Here is a 15,022-nt window from a genome sequence, read left to right on the forward strand (position 1 = left end):
TTGCTTTTTCGCTTATTGCGCGAGATAATACCAAAAAGGGGCGTTTTGATATGTATAAAATTTTGATTGTGGAAGACGACGCAGCAATTACCGCAGTGCTGACCCGACGACTTACCAGCTGGGGTTATGCGGTAGAAACGGTGCAGGATTTTTCCGCTGTATTAGAGCAGTTCGAGACTTTCGAGCCTCATTTGGTATTGATGGATCTTTCACTACCCTTATATAATGGCTACCACTGGTGTACCGAAATCCGTAAAACCAGTAAAACGCCAGTGCTTTTTATTTCTTCTGCTGGGGACGATATGAACCTGGTGATGGCCCTGAATTTGGGTGCAGACGATTTCATCGCAAAGCCCTTCCATTTAGATGTAGTAACGGCAAAGATACAGGCCATTTTACGCCGCACCTATGCCTTTGGCGCTGACACCTCTTTGCTGACCTTGGGGGACGTTTCTCTCAACCTTGGAGACTGCACCCTTTGCCGCAACAGCGAAAAACTAGAGCTGACCAAAAATGAATTTCGCATTTTGCAGCGGCTGATGGAAGCACAAGGCAACATTGTTTCGCGAGAGGCGATTATTCGCAGCCTTTGGGAAAGCGAAAGCTTTGTGGATGACAATACGCTTACCGTAAATGTTACCCGGCTGCGGCGCAAGCTCGAAGAACTGAACCTTGGCGATTTTATCCGCACCAAAAAAGGGATCGGCTATTGGGTGGAGGTTCCCACATGAAGATGATTTTCAATTATTTTAGGCTGCGGGCAAAATTCTTTTTGCTCTATTTGCTGCTGCTTTTTTTACTATTTGCAGTTTACGGGTTGTATGGCCTGCCGTTTGGCCCGGCACAGTATACCGCGCTGCTGCTTAGCCTTGTCTGCGTGCTTTTTTGCATTGCAGACTTTTTCTCTTTCGCAAAGAAACTTCGTTATTATGCCGTCATGCAAAATCAGCTTGTAGCACTGCCCAATGTGGTGCCTTCCTCCCCTTCCCCCACCGAAGAGGCTTTGCTGGCCGTGATTCGCCAGCTTTCTCAGCGTGCACAGGCTGCCGAAACCGCCCATACAGCACAGCTTTCTGCCACCAACGAATACTACACACTCTGGTCGCACCAAATCAAAACCCCTCTGGCCGCCATGCGGCTTTTGCTGCAAGAGCCGGAGCCCGACACCGACGCCCTTCTCCAGGAACTGTTTAAGACCGAACAGTACGTCGAGATGGTGCTGGGCTATCAGCGATTAAAAATGTCGACCAAGGACTTGGTTTTGCAAGAGTATCCACTAAATACGCTTGTGCACAAAGCAGTTATGGGGGTTTCAACCCTCATAATCCATAAAAAGCTTTCGCTTGATTTGGCTGAGCTGCATGGCACAGTGCTGACCGATGAAAAATGGCTGATTTTTGTGCTGGAGCAGCTTTTGACCAATGCCGCAAAATATACTGCTCGCGGCACCATTTCGATTTATCAATCCGCAGATGCCCCACATCTTTTAGTTGTAGAAGATACCGGCATCGGCATCCGGCCAGAAGATTTACCACGTGTATGCGAGCAGGGCTACACCGGCTGCAACGGCAGGCTGGAGGAGCATTCTACCGGCATCGGGCTCGCACTTTGTAAACAGGTAATGGCGATGCTTGGGCACTCTTTTACCATTACTTCTGTTTTGGGCAAGGGCACCCGTGTGACGCTGGACCTGGGACGCAAAAAACTGGAAACAGAATAGTCTCCTTACAAAACTGTAAGGTTTGCCACACAAATTGTAAGGCGGTTCGATGGCTTCGCTGTTAACCGCCTTTTATAATAGAGTCAGAAACAAAACAAAGGAGATTTCTGTTATGCCTTTATTAGAAGTCAAGCATCTCAAAAAAATTTACACCACCCGGTTTGGCAACAACCCTGTGGAAGCGTTAAAAGATGTGAATTTTACCGTAGAACCCGGCGAATATGTCGCTGTGATGGGCGAATCCGGCTCTGGCAAAACCACACTGCTGAATATTCTGGCAGCACTGGATCGGCCTACCGGGGGCGAAGTTTTGCTGGCTGGCACCCCGACAAGTGCCATTCCTGAAGCAAAGATGGCCGCTTACCGGCGCGACAACCTCGGCTTTGTATTTCAGGATTTTAACCTGCTGGATACGTTCTCGTTGCGGGATAATATTTATCTGCCCCTTGTGCTGGCACAAAAGAATCATACTGAAATGGCGGCGCGGCTGGAGCCGATTGCAAAACAGCTTGGCATTGCGGACCTGTTGGACAAATACCCGTATGAAATATCCGGCGGGCAAAAGCAGCGCGTGGCGGTGGCCCGTGCACTGATTACTCACCCGCAACTGGTACTGGCAGATGAACCCACCGGCGCGCTCGATTCGAAAGCCACCGAAAGCCTGTTGCACGTTTTTGAAGAAATCAACAAAGCTGGTCAGACAATTGTAATGGTAACCCACTCCACGCGGGCAGCCAGCCATGCAGGGCGCGTGCTCTTTATCAAGGACGGCGTGGTTTTCCATCAGCTATACCGCGGCGAGCACACCAGTGCCGAAATGTTCCAAAAAATTTCGGAAACGCTGACTGTTTTGACGACAGGGGGGAACAGCGTTGAATAGCCGTTTTTATCTGCGCCTTGCGAAAACCAACATTAGCAAAAACCGAAACATCTATACCCCCTACCACATCGCGGCTACCTTGATTGTTATGCTGTTTTACTGTCTCATTTCCGTCACCACCATGGTGGCCAAAAGCGACAGCTCTACCATGGCTTTTATGTTGGGGCTTTGTACAGTAATTTGCGGCATTATGTCGCTGGTCATTTTGTTTTATATCAACTGTTTTGTAATGCGCCGTCGCAAACACGAATTTGGTCTTTACAGCATTTTAGGCATGGAAAAGCGCCACATCGCACGGGTAATGATGTGGGAAGTGATGCTTACCGGGCTCTTTTGCATCGTCGCCGGCATTGTTTGCGGTGCGGTGTTCAGCCAGTTTTTCTTTCTATTATTAATGTATATTGTCAAACTGCCTACCCGGCTTTCCTTTACGATTCCCCTGGGCGGTGTTGGCGTCACCTTTTTGCTTTTTGCCGCTGGGTTTGCCCTCGTGCTTTTATACGATGTTCTCTCGCTGCGCCGCACCGACCCAATTGCGCTGATGCGCAGCGGCAAAGAGGGCGAGCGCGAGCCCAAGGCGCGCTGGCTGGTTGCGCTGATTGGCCTTGTTACACTGGGCGCCGGTTATACACTTGCATTGACAGTAAAAACCGGCTCTGAGGCCCTTATGGCATTTTTCCCGGCGGTGCTGCTTGTCATCGCCGGCACCTACTCGCTTTTTATTGCCGGCAGCATCGCACTGCTGAAGCTGCTGCGCAAAAATAAAAATTTCTATTACCGGCCCAAAAACTTTATCTCTGTTTCGGGTATGATTTACCGGATGAAACAAAACGCTGTGGGGCTTGCAAATATCTGTATCCTCTCCACCTGCGTACTGGTTACACTCTCTTCTACGGTTTGCCTTTTTATTGGCGAAGAAGATATTCTGCGCAGCATGTACCCACGCGATGTTGCGGCAAGCTGCGTTGCCAACACCCCCGCAGATGGCGATAAGCTGCGCGAAGCCGCCGAAGACCACGCCAAGGCGTATGGGCTTTCTCTTGAAAACCCCACTGGCTTTTACCGCATTTTCTGCCCTGGTGTGCGCAGCGGCGATTCGTTTAAAGTACAGACCTATTTTGACAATTCTACCTATCAGGTGTATCTGACGACCCTCGAAGATTACAATAGAAACACCGGTTCTACTCAAACACTGGGCAAAGATGAAGTTCTGGCCGCTGTATATGGTGAACCGTTACAGGGCACTACCCTTTCGATCGCTGGCCATGACTACCGCATCGCGCAAGAGGTGGATTTGCCCGCTTTCATTGGCGCTGCTGATAAAATGAAGGCACTCGTTGTCGTGCTGCCCTCTTTTGAAGCACTGCAAACACAGCTTGGAGAGATTAACGCCAACCTGTCCGATGACGATGCCCGTGTATTGTTCTACCACTATCAATACGACACCGCAGGCGGCAAAGCAGTTTCAGCTGATTATTACGACACAATGTACAGCGACTTCGCTGCAAAGGTACCCACCCTTAGCCGGGTGCAGGATGTTAACGGAGCACGCAACGAGTTCTACCAGCTTTACGGCACACTGCTTTTTGTAGGCATCTTTTTTGTCGCACTATTCCTCATCTGCGCAGTGCTTATCATTTACTATAAGCAAATCACAGAAGGTTTTGACGACCATGACCGTTTCCGCATTATGAAAAACGTTGGCCTTTCTGATGCCGAGGTGCGTTCTACCATCAGCAAGCAGGTGCTTCTGGTATTCTTTTTGCCGCTGCTTACGGCAGTGCTGCACATTTCGGTTGCTTTCCCGGTTTTGCTTAAACTGTTAATGGCTTTTAATATGGCCAATACTCCACTATTTTTAGGCTGCACGGCAGGCTCTGTGCTTTGTTTCTCGGCACTCTACCTCGTTGTATACCGCCTTACCTCTCGCACTTATTACCGCATTGTGCAAGCTTAGCTGCTATCTTTCACCAAAGGGTCTGTGCCTGTATCGGCGCAGACCCTTTCCTTTTTTCTTGAAAAAGCTTACAAAATAAGCTAAAATATAAGCACAACACTTGCGGGAGGGAGCAATTATGGCAGATTCGGCCCTGACAAAGCGCGTGCTTGGCGACAGCTTAAAAGAGCTGATGCAAAAAAAGCCTCTTGCCAAAATCTCGGTGGGTGACATTACCAGCCACTGCGATATCAACCGGCAAACCTTTTATTATCACTTTAAAGATAAATACGACCTGGTCAACTGGATTTACTCTTCTGAAACGATTCCCTATATGACCAGTTTTTCAGACAAGGCACATTGGGCAGATGGAATGTGTGACCTTTGTCTTTACATGCAGGAAAATAAAAAGTTTTACATAAATGCATTGTCTACCCCAGGCCAAAACAGCTTTCAGGAATATCTGACTGACTTTTTATATGATCTTATTCTTTCTTTGCTGGACGAGCTTTGCGGCGAACGCAAGGTAGATCAGCGAGACCTTGATTTTATCGCAAACTTCTACTCGCTTGCCTTTGTGGCACTTGTGATGCAGTGGGCCCAACACGGCATGAAAGAAGACCCAGTAGAGTACGTTGGCCGCATTACTGCACTGGTAGACGGCAACATGCTGCACGAGCTCGACAAATACAGCACAAAAGAATAGCACGATTCCTTTTCTGCTATCCATTTTCGGAACTCGCGTTTTTGTATGCTACGAAATTTATTTGCTTTCATATGAAAACAAGGCGTCAACGCTGTAAAAAGCGTTGACGCCTTGTTTTTTGCAAGTCTTTGCTAAATCTTATTTCCTTATACTGCGGGCATAATGGTCAAAATAGCCTGTCGCAGTGTAGCGGGGGCTGGCACGCTCATTTCAAGATGGCCGAGTGAGATGGTCCCGCCCCGCCGCCAAATGAGAAAGTCGCTGCCGGGCGAAAATGCATCTGCAAGGTATGCGGTATCTATTTGCCAGTTAACCGGGAACGTATTGAGCTGCGCATCTTCACGAGCAGCATCTACAAACTGTGCCATCGCCGACAACTGCGACGGTGTGAGATTTTGCGGAATCAGCAGCGTATACATACAACCCGCTTGGCCTAGCTGGTGCAGCATTGCATTGGTTTGCACTACCGTTGCTGTTTCTGCCGACACCCGCAGGCTTGCGCCATAAACGCAGGCATTTTTCCGCAGTAACGCAGCAGCGGATTCCATATCATCAGAATCGGCTTTGAGTGCCAGCATGCAGTTTCGCATTTGCCCCAATGCCTGCGCTGTGCCCTCAGTGATTAACGATGCGGGCATATTCAGCAAAAAAGTGGACTCGGTATATTTGCGGGCAAACTGTAAAATCTGGTTCAGCTCGCCAAAGTCGTGCCGCAAATCCAGCGCGAAAGAAAACACACCAAGCTCTCTCGCTTCATCTATCAAGCCCGGCATCTTCGCCAGTATATTATCTTCTGCATTTTTCTGCAAATCGAACAAAATAAACGGCGGAAGATGTCGGCGAAGCACCTCTTGCTGTGCGCGAACCTGCCGCACACCATAGGTGAACGAGGTGTACCCCAGGTTCATGCTAAGCATACGCAGCGTTTCCGGGTTGGCATCTTGGGCAACCCGCAGCAACAATTCATAATAAGGGCTATTGGGTGCCTCGATGGCTTTTTGCACGCAATCTACAAATAGCTGCTGGTTTTCGCCTTGAAAAGTCATCTGCCCCAGGTCCGCCAGACGGCGCAACGCCCGCTTGGGATCGGTTTTTAAATCAGCGATGCTGCGCTGCACAATTGTGCCTACCGCAGTGCGCTTCATTCTGTGTTGAAAATCCATTTCGTTCCTCCAAATTCTCGCCGACAGCAGAGCTTTTCAGCTGAATGGTGCAGCTCACCCTACTATTCCTTATTCAGTATAACGGCAGCCAATGCCCTCTCATATAGACAAAAAGTATATTTGTCTAAAAAACAGATAGATTCCTTTTTTGCACAAACAAAAACAGGCCCGCCACCAAGTGAAACGGCCTGTTTTTGATCATCTTTTCTTCTATTATATGCAGCAGGTTACAGAGTTTCTTCTACCTTTACTGCACCGTAATTGCGTACCGAAAGCACATAGCAGCTGTCTGCACCAAAGGTCTGCTCCATAGTGCTAATATACTGCGACAGTTTTTCCTGTGGCACAAATGCTTGAATTGTGCCTGCAAAGCCGCCTCCCTGCAACCGCCATGCGCCGGTATCGCCCAGTACATGCTGGCTTAGCGCTACGCCCAGCGCCACCCCCTGCTCTGTTGGGTGCTTAATACTGTAGGCATTTTGGTTATACTCAAACGAGGAATGACCACCATCGATAATCAATTTTTCGAAACGGGCAATATCCCCTGCGCGCACTGCGTCACGCAGCGCTTCAGCGCGGTGGCAATCTGCAAAAAAGTGGATAGCACGCAGCACAGCACGGTCACCGGTTTTTGCGCGTACTGTTGCAATGTTTGCAAAGAACTCTGCTTCCTCTACTTCTCGCAGCACCTTTTTGCCAAAGAAAGCAGCAACCGACTCCATCTCGCTGCGAATCGCAGCGTAGTCATCGGTAAGGTCTGCATGGCTGCCTTTGGTGTCGGTAATGCACAGCGACAGCCCATAGGTGGAAAGATCAAAGGCAACCTCTTCCACTACCGGGTGCTGCGGGTCTTTAAAATCAATCGTAATTGCACTGCCAACACTGCTTGCAGTCTGATCCATCAGGCCACTGGGCTTGCCGAAATAAACATTTTCAGCATATTGGCTGATTTGTGCAATCTCAACCGGCGTAAAGCGAAAGTTGTTGTACTCGCCATTGAGCACTGCCCCGATGCCAACTTCAAACGCTGCCGAGCTGGACAGCCCACTGCCACGCAGCACATCGCTGGTGGTATAAGCATCAAACCCGCCAATCTGGCCGCCAAGTTCTTTTATGCGCGCAGCAACGCCGCGGATGAGACTAGAGCTTCTGCCCTGCTCGTTGCCGTGCACTGCAAGATCTGCCAAATCCACCGTGTCGGCGGCAGAAAAGCCTTTCGACTTTACACGAATAACATTCTCCTCATTTTGAGAAACGACAGCGATAATATCCAGATTAACCGCAGCTGCCATAACAATGCCGTTGTTGTGGTCGGTGTGGTTACCGCCAATTTCGGTACGGCCCGGTGCAGAATAAACAGCAACCTCGCGGGCACTGCCGTACAGCTCTGCAAACGCCTCTACGGCGGCAATATAACGCGCACGCTGCTTTGCAACGCCCTGGGCGTCGGCACAATACAGTGACGCAAAGGCCGCGTCAAAATGACCGCCTCTAATTCTTTCAATCAGCTCCCCGGTAGTAAACATGGAACTAAGACCTGCCTTTCCAAAGATATGCCGGTTTTGACCGACGTTGTTATCGAACCGAAAACGGGCAAACTGCCTGTTTTTTGCTTGCTTTGATTGCTTTGTCTTCTTGTTTCGATTATAGCAAAAGGTTTTACAACCGTAAACAACTTTTTTCGTTTTAAAACATGGACATTTGTTGAATTATCTGTTAAACTAATAACAAATGTGCATCTGTCTGCCATTTCCAGTCTGAACGATGAAACAGGAGTGAATGAACCGTGCCGAACGTATATAAACAAAGTTTCAAGCAATCTCAAGTAGATAACATTGAGCTTTCAATTTACAACTGCGGTCTGCAGAGCTGTGAAAAGGGCTATTCGTGGGGTCCCGGTGTTCGGGATCATTATCTCATTCATTATGTGGCAAGCGGCCGCGGCACTTATGTTGTCAGCGGTGTGACCTACCATGTAAAAAGCGGCGATGTTTTTTTGGCAAAACCCTCGCAGCTGATTACCTATACCGCTGATAATGAAGACCCGTGGGAATACTACTGGGTGGGCTTCAACGGTTCTGCCGCCAACAAGCTTGTGCTGCAGCTTCCGTTTAAAAACGATGCGCCTGTCCACACTTGTAAAAATCCCGAAACCATTAAAAAATCCATCTTTAATATCTTTTTGTCACGCGGCCCCGAAAACTTCAGCGAGGCGCTGATGGTCGGTTATCTCTATATTTTCATTGCAGAGCTGATGAAAGAAAACGACGCTGTCAGCGGTCGCCCTCAGCAAACCAGCAGCAGCATTTATGTGGTAAACGCCATCAAATTTATTCAGTTCAACTATTCTCACGAAATCACAATAGACGATATCGCAAAAGCAGTCGGCGTTTCCCGCAGCCATCTATACCGCGTTTTCATGAGCAATATTGGTGAATCCCCCATTGATTACCTCACCAACTATCGTGTCAACGAGGCCTGCCATCTTTTGCAGTGCGGCCAATTCTCGATTGCAGAAATTGCTACTTCGGTTGGCTTTTTTGATCAGTTCTACTTTTCTCGCGTATTTAAGAAAAGTAAGGGGGTTCCCCCCAGCCGTTATCTTGCCAGCAAGGAGGCTACTGCCACACCCGGCAGCACCGAAACAAAGTAACATGAAGAAACTTTTTGTTTTATTTTTACTTGCTTGCCTTGTGCTTAGCGGTTGCGGCATGCGCACCGATGCCCGGCAGGTTGCCCTTATCCCTGCGCCCCCTCTCTCGGAGTATCCTCTTCCCCCGGCAGAAAAACTAACCCAGGCACTTTCAGACCGCCAATTGGCAGTGAGCACCTACGAGCGCGCTAATTCTTTAGAAACGGCGGTAGAACAAGCACTTTCCGAAGGCTGTGGGCTCTTTGTTGTGGGTCTCGCTTCGCCAAACGAAGCGACTTCCGTGATTAATTTGCTGCAACCCAAAGGTATTCCCGTTGTCTTTTATGGCACAGCGCCCTCCGCCTCTTTATCGGCGCTGTATGATAAGGCATGGTACATAGGCGCGAATATTGAAAAGCAGGGTGAGCTTTTAGGCGAAGCTCTGGTAGAGGATTATAGGGCAGGCCGTATTCCTGACAAAAACGCAGACCGTTTGCTGCAATTTGCAGCGTTGGATCTTGATTCCGAACTGGACAAGCGAGGCCTTGCTACCCTGCGAATTTTCGAAAACCACGGCATTTTCAGCAACGAGCTGGCGTTTTTACAGTCTGCACGCGATGAAGAAACTGCCTATATCCAAGTACAGCAAATGCTCGCGCAGCAAGGCAATTCTGTAGAGCTGCTGCTTGCTGCAACGCCGGAATTAGCCGCGGGTGCGGCAAGGGCTATTACAGAATCCGGCATCAGTGTGCCCCTTGCGACGTTTGGCGAAAATGGAAAAACACAAGAGCTTTTAAGCTCCGGTGCACTGCTCAATTCCGCCGCCTATCATACAGATACCGCTGTGCAGATGATTGCCGCATTTGCATCCAATGCGTCTGAAAAGAAGCCGATTACGGACGGACTTTCAGTTTATCTTTCCGGCAACAGCATTATTACAGACTGCATTCTGCTGGCACCCGCACCCGATGCGGTAGACACCAGCACTGCGGCTGTATCAGAGGAGTAACATGACAAAAAACGATTCTATTCAGCTAGAAATCACCGGGCTGTCGAGTGACGGCAGCGGGATCGGCCGCCACCAAGGCATGGCTGTGTTCGTCCCCTTTACTGCACCCGGTGACGTTGCTGAAGTGCGCATTGTAAAGGTGATGAAGAGCTACGCCTTCGGTATTCTTACCCGCCTTATCGCCTCTGCTCCTGCCCGCCAAGAGGCAGACTGCGAGGCGTTCGGCAAATGCGGCGGCTGCGCATTGCGGCACATTGATTACGCCGCTGAGCTCAAAGCAAAACGAGGGTTTGTGCAGGATGCTTTCACCAAACTGGGTGGCTTTGATCTGGAAGCCGTGGCTTGCTTGCCTTCGCCCGAAGAGGACCGCTATCGCAACAAGGTACAGTACCCGCTGGTAGCAGATGATGACGGCACTGTGCATTATGGATTTTTTGCCTCACGCAGCCATCGTGTTATCCCTTGTACGGACTGCAAATTACAGCCGTCTGAGCTGAACCAGATTGCAGATGCTCTTTGTGCCATGTTCACCGAATATGGTGTTAATGTGTACGACGAAACCAGCTGCAAAGGTGTTTTGCGCCATCTTTATCTTCGCCGCGGCGCCCACTCTGGCGAAGTTATGGTCTGCATTGTTATCAATGCCAACGGGTTGCGGCAAGAAACCGAGCTTGTGTCCCGGCTCACTGCCCAGTTCCCTGCAATTAAAACGATTCTTATTAATTCCAATCGTGATAACACCAACGTCATTTTAGGCCGTCGTTCCCGTACTATTTTCGGGGACGGTTTTATTTCCGACACCCTGTGTGATGTGCCTGTGACACTGGGACCTGCATCTTTTTACCAAGTGAATACGCTGGCGGCAGAGCAGCTTTACCGCACAGCAAAATCGCTTGCTGCATTGCGCCCCGGTGAAGTATTGTTGGACCTTTACTGCGGCACCGGAACCATTGGACTTTCGATGGTCGACGGCATTGGCAAACTTGTCGGTGTTGAAATCGTGCCCGAAGCTGTAGAAAGTGCGCGCCAAAACGCGGCACAGATGGGCTTTGAAAATGCACATTTTTTCTGCGAAGATGCTGGTGCCGCTGCGGCCCACCTCGCTGCAGATGGCCTACGCCCAGATGTAATTGTTTTAGATCCTCCACGCAAAGGCTGCGATGACGCTACCTTGGATGCAGTGCTCCGCATGGCTCCGCAGCGTATCGTTATGGTCAGTTGCAACGCCGCTACCGCCGCCCGCGACTGTAAAAAGCTCTGCGCCGAAGGCTACACCTTGGGAGAAGTTTGCCCCGTCGATCTCTTCCCCCGTACTCGGCATGTGGAGACGTGCGTACTTTTGTCCCACAAAAATTTGTAAACATCTCCACCGTCCTTATACACAGGAAAATTGAATAAAATTGACTTCAGAGGTAGCTCTGAGTCACCACATGGGAAAATCTCTATTTCTTTGATTAACTAAGAAATTAGGGATTTTCTTTCTTCATCGCTGATTTTGTCATACACCTTTTCAAAGTTTGAAAGCAGTGTGTGGATGTTCTCTAAGGTAATGGCATCTTGTTCCACAGCCTTACGGCGGAGCTTTACATCTTCAATTTTTTCTTCAAGCTCAACAATAACATCGTACAGTCCATCGAGGCGGAGGGTCATATCATGGAGCTTGCGTTCTCTGAAACGGGTATCCTCCGGCAAGCTGTCAATTTCATTTTCAAGGCGAGTTTTATTCAAATCTTCTTCTCTAAGTTTACCTTCGTAATTTTTCAGCTCTCTGTCAAGAGTAGAGGTGTCAATCTGTTTTCCTGTTTTTGATTTTATTTCAGTTGCAAAATCCTCATTTTTAATCAGTTCTCTGATTGCTTCAATGACAAACGGCTCAATGTCGGTTTTTTTAAGCATTGCTTTGTAGTCGCAGCTTTTTCCTCGGGCTGTCCGAGCTTTGCTGCACAAATAATAAATTTCTTTGTAAGTACCGTCTTTGTTTGTCCATGCGTGTTTATTGGTGTACATCGGTCCGCCACATTTAGGGCATTTTAAGATGCCGCTTAACAAATGTGCTCTGTCCCGACCTATTTTGGATGGAGATTTTACACCTGTTACTTCTCGTTTTTCATGTGCTTTATCCCAGAGTTCCTCATCTATGATAGCATCGTGCTGACCGTCTGCAAGAATATAGTCATCTTGCTGTACTTGGCGGTATTCATTTTTAGTGCCTTTGACCTTTTCTCTTGTGCGTCTACCGAAAGCAATTTTTCCATAGTATACAGGATTGTCAATTATCATTCTGACGAAATGTGTACTCCATTGCGTTAGCGTACCGTTATCACGTTTTACCTTTTGGATACCCTGCAAATTCAAATAGTTGGCGATTTTATTAAATCCCATATTACTATTTACATATTTGTCAAAGATAATGCGTATTGCCTCAGCCTCTTCCTCTTGGATAAATAGTTGTTTGTCTTTGAGGTAGTAGCCATAGGGGGCAAATCCGCCGTTCCAACCACCTTGACGAGCTTTTTCTTTTCGTCCGTTCATAGTCTGCTCAATGATATTTTCACGCTCTATTTCAGCAACAGCAGACAGCACAGAGATTAAAAGTTTACCGCTTGTCTGTGATGAGTCAATTCCTTGCTTTGTAGTAGCGTGTGTGAATAGCTTTAGCTATAACAACAAGACTTCTAAGTCAAAATGGTGGTGTAGGGCTTATCACCTGCTCTCTGCGCTTTAAGTGGATTGCAAAAAGCACACATTTGCTTATAATAAGTAATATGGTATGATCCGCATCACTTAAATGCTGACGGCGGTGAACAATAACAGGAGGAAAAAATAATGGTTGATTTCTATGAAGAATTCAAAAAAAGCTTTGGATTTACCGCTGTGGTATCGATACTTGCCGGAATGTTGCTGCTGATATATCCTCAAACCACCAGTAAGCTCGCATGCTATTTGTTAGGCGCTATTATTATCGTACAAGGCGTACTGAGTCTGGTGCATGCGCTCCAGGCGAGAAAAGCGCAAATGGGCGGAACACTGCTTCTAGTGTGGGGCTTAATTCTGATTGGGCTGGGGGGATTTATTGTCACGCGCACTGAGGTAATTATCTCAATTATTCCTTTAATATTTGGGCTATTTATTCTTGCAAGCGGTATTGGTGACATGCTTAAATCCAAACAGCTAAAAGATTTGGGTTATGAAAATTGGTGGGTTACTCTATTGATAACAGCCATCAAATGTGTGCTGGGCGCGGTTATGATATTGAATCCGTTTAGTGCGGCAGTAACCATGCTGATGTTTATGGGGGGTTGCCTTATTTATGGCGGTATATCGACTTTATGGACGATTTACTGCCTAACAAAAAACGCAATGTAGTAAATTTTCATGCTTGCTCTTTTCCGATTACCAATTTATTTAGTTTCATATAATTGGCACTTTGGATGAGATGCGGCGTTCACCGCTCAACCAAGAGGCTGCACGCCCCCGCTCTGACTCACGTGTAGTTTTTTATTATTCACCTTTAACTATTGTGCAAGCGCAATGTTGGACACACTAATATTCACGCATAATAACTCTCATATTTTAAAAGCTGTTTTTCGAAAGGAGCACTAATAAATGAACCCCTTTCGCAACCGTATAGAGCAATACCGTAAAATAAAATACGATAAATCTGCCCATATTCAGCAGCAATATCTTAATAATGCTGGCAAGGCGGTCGTCCGGGTTCATCTCGTTAGTATTTCGAGCGCTTTTTCGGACTATTCCGTGCCCCACTTTGAAGAACTGGACACGGCACTGGCAGACTATATAGACGCTGTGGTCTATCACATCCCTCTCAAATACCCGCTTACCATTTTGTTCTATGTGCCCCAAAGCACGACGGAAGAACAAAAATTATTGCTCGGCAAAACCGTAAAAGACCTGTATGGGTTACGCCTTGCGGATAAAAACCTAGATCTTACCATTAACCTTTCGAAAATGGCGGGACTCTTTGTCATTGGTACGTGGTTGCTTATCTTTTCTTACCTACTTGCAGGCAGCAATAGCAACCAATTTTTTACGGATTTCATGAATATCGCTGGCACCTTCGCCCTGTGGGAAATGGTGGATCTGTTTTTACTGGAACGGCGCGCCATTAAAGTGGATAAGCTCAACGCAGCACAAATTGCCGCTGCAGAGATTCGCTTTTGCACTGACCCCGGGGCCGATGATGCCATCATCTAATTGTCAGTGCCACTACCAGCCTTATCAGCGTACTAATTGAAAGTAAAGCAGACGATTAAGCATAAATAGTTGCCAAGTCTAAAAGCAATTTCTTCCCTTTGCTAACAGCACAAGCGTTTTGATGATTAAATCAAAAGCCTCTCTTTCAGCATATAGCTAAAGAAAGGCTTTCTTGTTAGCGTTCTTCTCGACGGATATTTAAATCACCATATATAGCAACGTACCAATAACACCGCTTCCAAAAATGACACTGATAGCATTCATTTTAAAGCGACGCAGGCAAATCAGCCCGGCGCAGAACAATCCAAATTCAATAATGCGGAAATTCGCTGGGGTAGCTTGAGCAAAACCGCCATTAAACAGGGCAAGCAGTAAAATAGAGGTGCCGGCAGAAGCAATCAACGCGACTACCGCGGGGCGCAATGCAGAGAGTACCGTCTGTACCCCGGTGAACTTACGATATTTATAATAAAGGTATGCAAGGCCCAGGCAGATGCAGAATGCAGGCAATACACAGCCAAGTGTACAGATAATTGCTCCCGGAACACCCGCAAGGCGTGTGCCAACAAAGGTTGCCGAGTTGATAGAAATAGGGCCGGGGGTCATCTCAGCAATGGTGATTAAGTCGGTAAATTCAGCAAGCGTCATCACCTGGAGGTTATTCACAATCTGGTCTTGAATCAGCGGAATCGCCGCGTAACCACCGCCTACGCTGAACAGCCCTACCTGTATAAAGCTAAAAAACAGTTTTAGTAACATGG

Annotated in this window: 14 protein-coding genes; 10 read left to right on the top strand and 4 right to left on the bottom strand. The window is 47.8% G+C overall.

What is annotated here, in order from left to right:
* The first annotated feature begins 50 nt into the window (after nucleotides 1-50).
* From C1A11_RS01655 to dhaS, 5 genes are all read left to right on the top strand, one after another.
* Nucleotides 51-731: a response regulator transcription factor gene (locus C1A11_RS01655; protein WP_102049207.1), complete on the top strand. Its 681-nt coding sequence runs from the start codon at nucleotides 51-53 to the stop codon at nucleotides 729-731.
* On the top strand, nucleotides 728-1,720 hold the full coding sequence (locus tag C1A11_RS01660) for a sensor histidine kinase (RefSeq protein ID WP_102048695.1): 993 nt from the start codon (nucleotides 728-730) through the stop codon (nucleotides 1,718-1,720). The genes C1A11_RS01655 and C1A11_RS01660 overlap by 4 nt, the downstream gene beginning before the upstream one ends.
* A 112-nt stretch (nucleotides 1,721-1,832) precedes the next feature.
* The gene (locus C1A11_RS01665) at nucleotides 1,833-2,600 is read left to right on the top strand and encodes an ABC transporter ATP-binding protein (protein ID WP_102048696.1); all 768 of its coding nucleotides are present in this window, start codon (nucleotides 1,833-1,835) and stop codon (nucleotides 2,598-2,600) included.
* Complete coding sequence (locus C1A11_RS01670; RefSeq protein WP_102048697.1) at nucleotides 2,593-4,557, top strand: FtsX-like permease family protein; 1,965 nt, start codon at nucleotides 2,593-2,595, stop codon at nucleotides 4,555-4,557. The genes C1A11_RS01665 and C1A11_RS01670 overlap by 8 nt, the downstream gene beginning before the upstream one ends.
* A 118-nt stretch (nucleotides 4,558-4,675) precedes the next feature.
* Nucleotides 4,676-5,242: a dihydroxyacetone kinase transcriptional activator DhaS gene (dhaS, locus tag C1A11_RS01675; protein ID WP_102048698.1), complete on the top strand. Its 567-nt coding sequence runs from the start codon at nucleotides 4,676-4,678 to the stop codon at nucleotides 5,240-5,242.
* A gap of 146 nt (nucleotides 5,243-5,388) precedes the next feature.
* Here dhaS and C1A11_RS01680 read toward each other — a convergent pair whose 3' ends face one another.
* Together C1A11_RS01680 and C1A11_RS01685 are read right to left on the bottom strand one after the other, a co-directional pair.
* Nucleotides 5,389-6,405 carry a hypothetical protein gene (locus C1A11_RS01680; RefSeq protein ID WP_102048699.1) on the bottom strand — a complete coding sequence of 339 codons (1,017 nt, stop codon included), beginning with the start codon at nucleotides 6,403-6,405 and terminating at the stop codon, nucleotides 5,389-5,391.
* Between the two features lie 227 nt (nucleotides 6,406-6,632).
* Nucleotides 6,633-7,931: a galactokinase gene (locus C1A11_RS01685; RefSeq protein WP_102048700.1), complete on the bottom strand. Its 1,299-nt coding sequence runs from the start codon at nucleotides 7,929-7,931 to the stop codon at nucleotides 6,633-6,635.
* Between the two features lie 260 nt (nucleotides 7,932-8,191).
* On the opposite strand from C1A11_RS01685, the gene C1A11_RS01690 reads away from it, so the two are divergent.
* Genes C1A11_RS01690 through rlmD form a run of 3 tightly spaced genes read left to right on the top strand, consistent with a single transcriptional unit; the run spans nucleotide 8,192 to nucleotide 11,406 of the window.
* Nucleotides 8,192-9,058: an AraC family transcriptional regulator gene (locus tag C1A11_RS01690; RefSeq protein WP_102048701.1), complete on the top strand. Its 867-nt coding sequence runs from the start codon at nucleotides 8,192-8,194 to the stop codon at nucleotides 9,056-9,058.
* Nucleotide 9,059: 1 nt separating this feature from the next.
* Complete coding sequence (locus C1A11_RS01695) at nucleotides 9,060-10,046, top strand: substrate-binding domain-containing protein (protein WP_102048702.1); 987 nt, start codon at nucleotides 9,060-9,062, stop codon at nucleotides 10,044-10,046.
* Nucleotide 10,047: 1 nt separating this feature from the next.
* Nucleotides 10,048-11,406, top strand: a complete 1,359-nt coding sequence (gene rlmD / locus C1A11_RS01700) for a 23S rRNA (uracil(1939)-C(5))-methyltransferase RlmD (RefSeq protein WP_102048703.1) — start codon at nucleotides 10,048-10,050, stop codon at nucleotides 11,404-11,406.
* A 98-nt stretch (nucleotides 11,407-11,504) separates the two neighbouring features.
* Here the strand turns inward: rlmD and C1A11_RS01705 are convergent, their stop codons facing one another.
* The gene (locus C1A11_RS01705; protein WP_341458122.1) at nucleotides 11,505-12,668 is read right to left on the bottom strand and encodes a recombinase family protein; all 1,164 of its coding nucleotides are present in this window, start codon (nucleotides 12,666-12,668) and stop codon (nucleotides 11,505-11,507) included.
* A 204-nt stretch (nucleotides 12,669-12,872) separates the two neighbouring features.
* On the opposite strand from C1A11_RS01705, the gene C1A11_RS01710 reads away from it, so the two are divergent.
* Nucleotides 12,873-13,412 carry an HdeD family acid-resistance protein gene (locus C1A11_RS01710; RefSeq protein ID WP_102048704.1) on the top strand — a complete coding sequence of 180 codons (540 nt, stop codon included), beginning with the start codon at nucleotides 12,873-12,875 and terminating at the stop codon, nucleotides 13,410-13,412.
* 240 nt (nucleotides 13,413-13,652) lie between these two features.
* Nucleotides 13,653-14,261 carry a hypothetical protein gene (locus C1A11_RS01715; RefSeq protein WP_102048705.1) on the top strand — a complete coding sequence of 203 codons (609 nt, stop codon included), beginning with the start codon at nucleotides 13,653-13,655 and terminating at the stop codon, nucleotides 14,259-14,261.
* 198 nt (nucleotides 14,262-14,459) lie between these two features.
* On the opposite strand, the gene C1A11_RS01720 is transcribed toward C1A11_RS01715, so the two are convergent.
* Nucleotides 14,460-15,020, bottom strand: a complete 561-nt coding sequence (locus tag C1A11_RS01720) for a chromate transporter (protein ID WP_102048706.1) — start codon at nucleotides 15,018-15,020, stop codon at nucleotides 14,460-14,462.
* Nucleotides 15,021-15,022: the final 2 nt, after the last annotated feature.

Origin of the sequence: Pygmaiobacter massiliensis (genome assembly GCF_900199435.1) — a bacterium.
In the GTDB taxonomy this organism is placed as follows: Bacteria; Bacillota; Clostridia; order Oscillospirales; family Ruminococcaceae; genus Pygmaiobacter; species Pygmaiobacter massiliensis.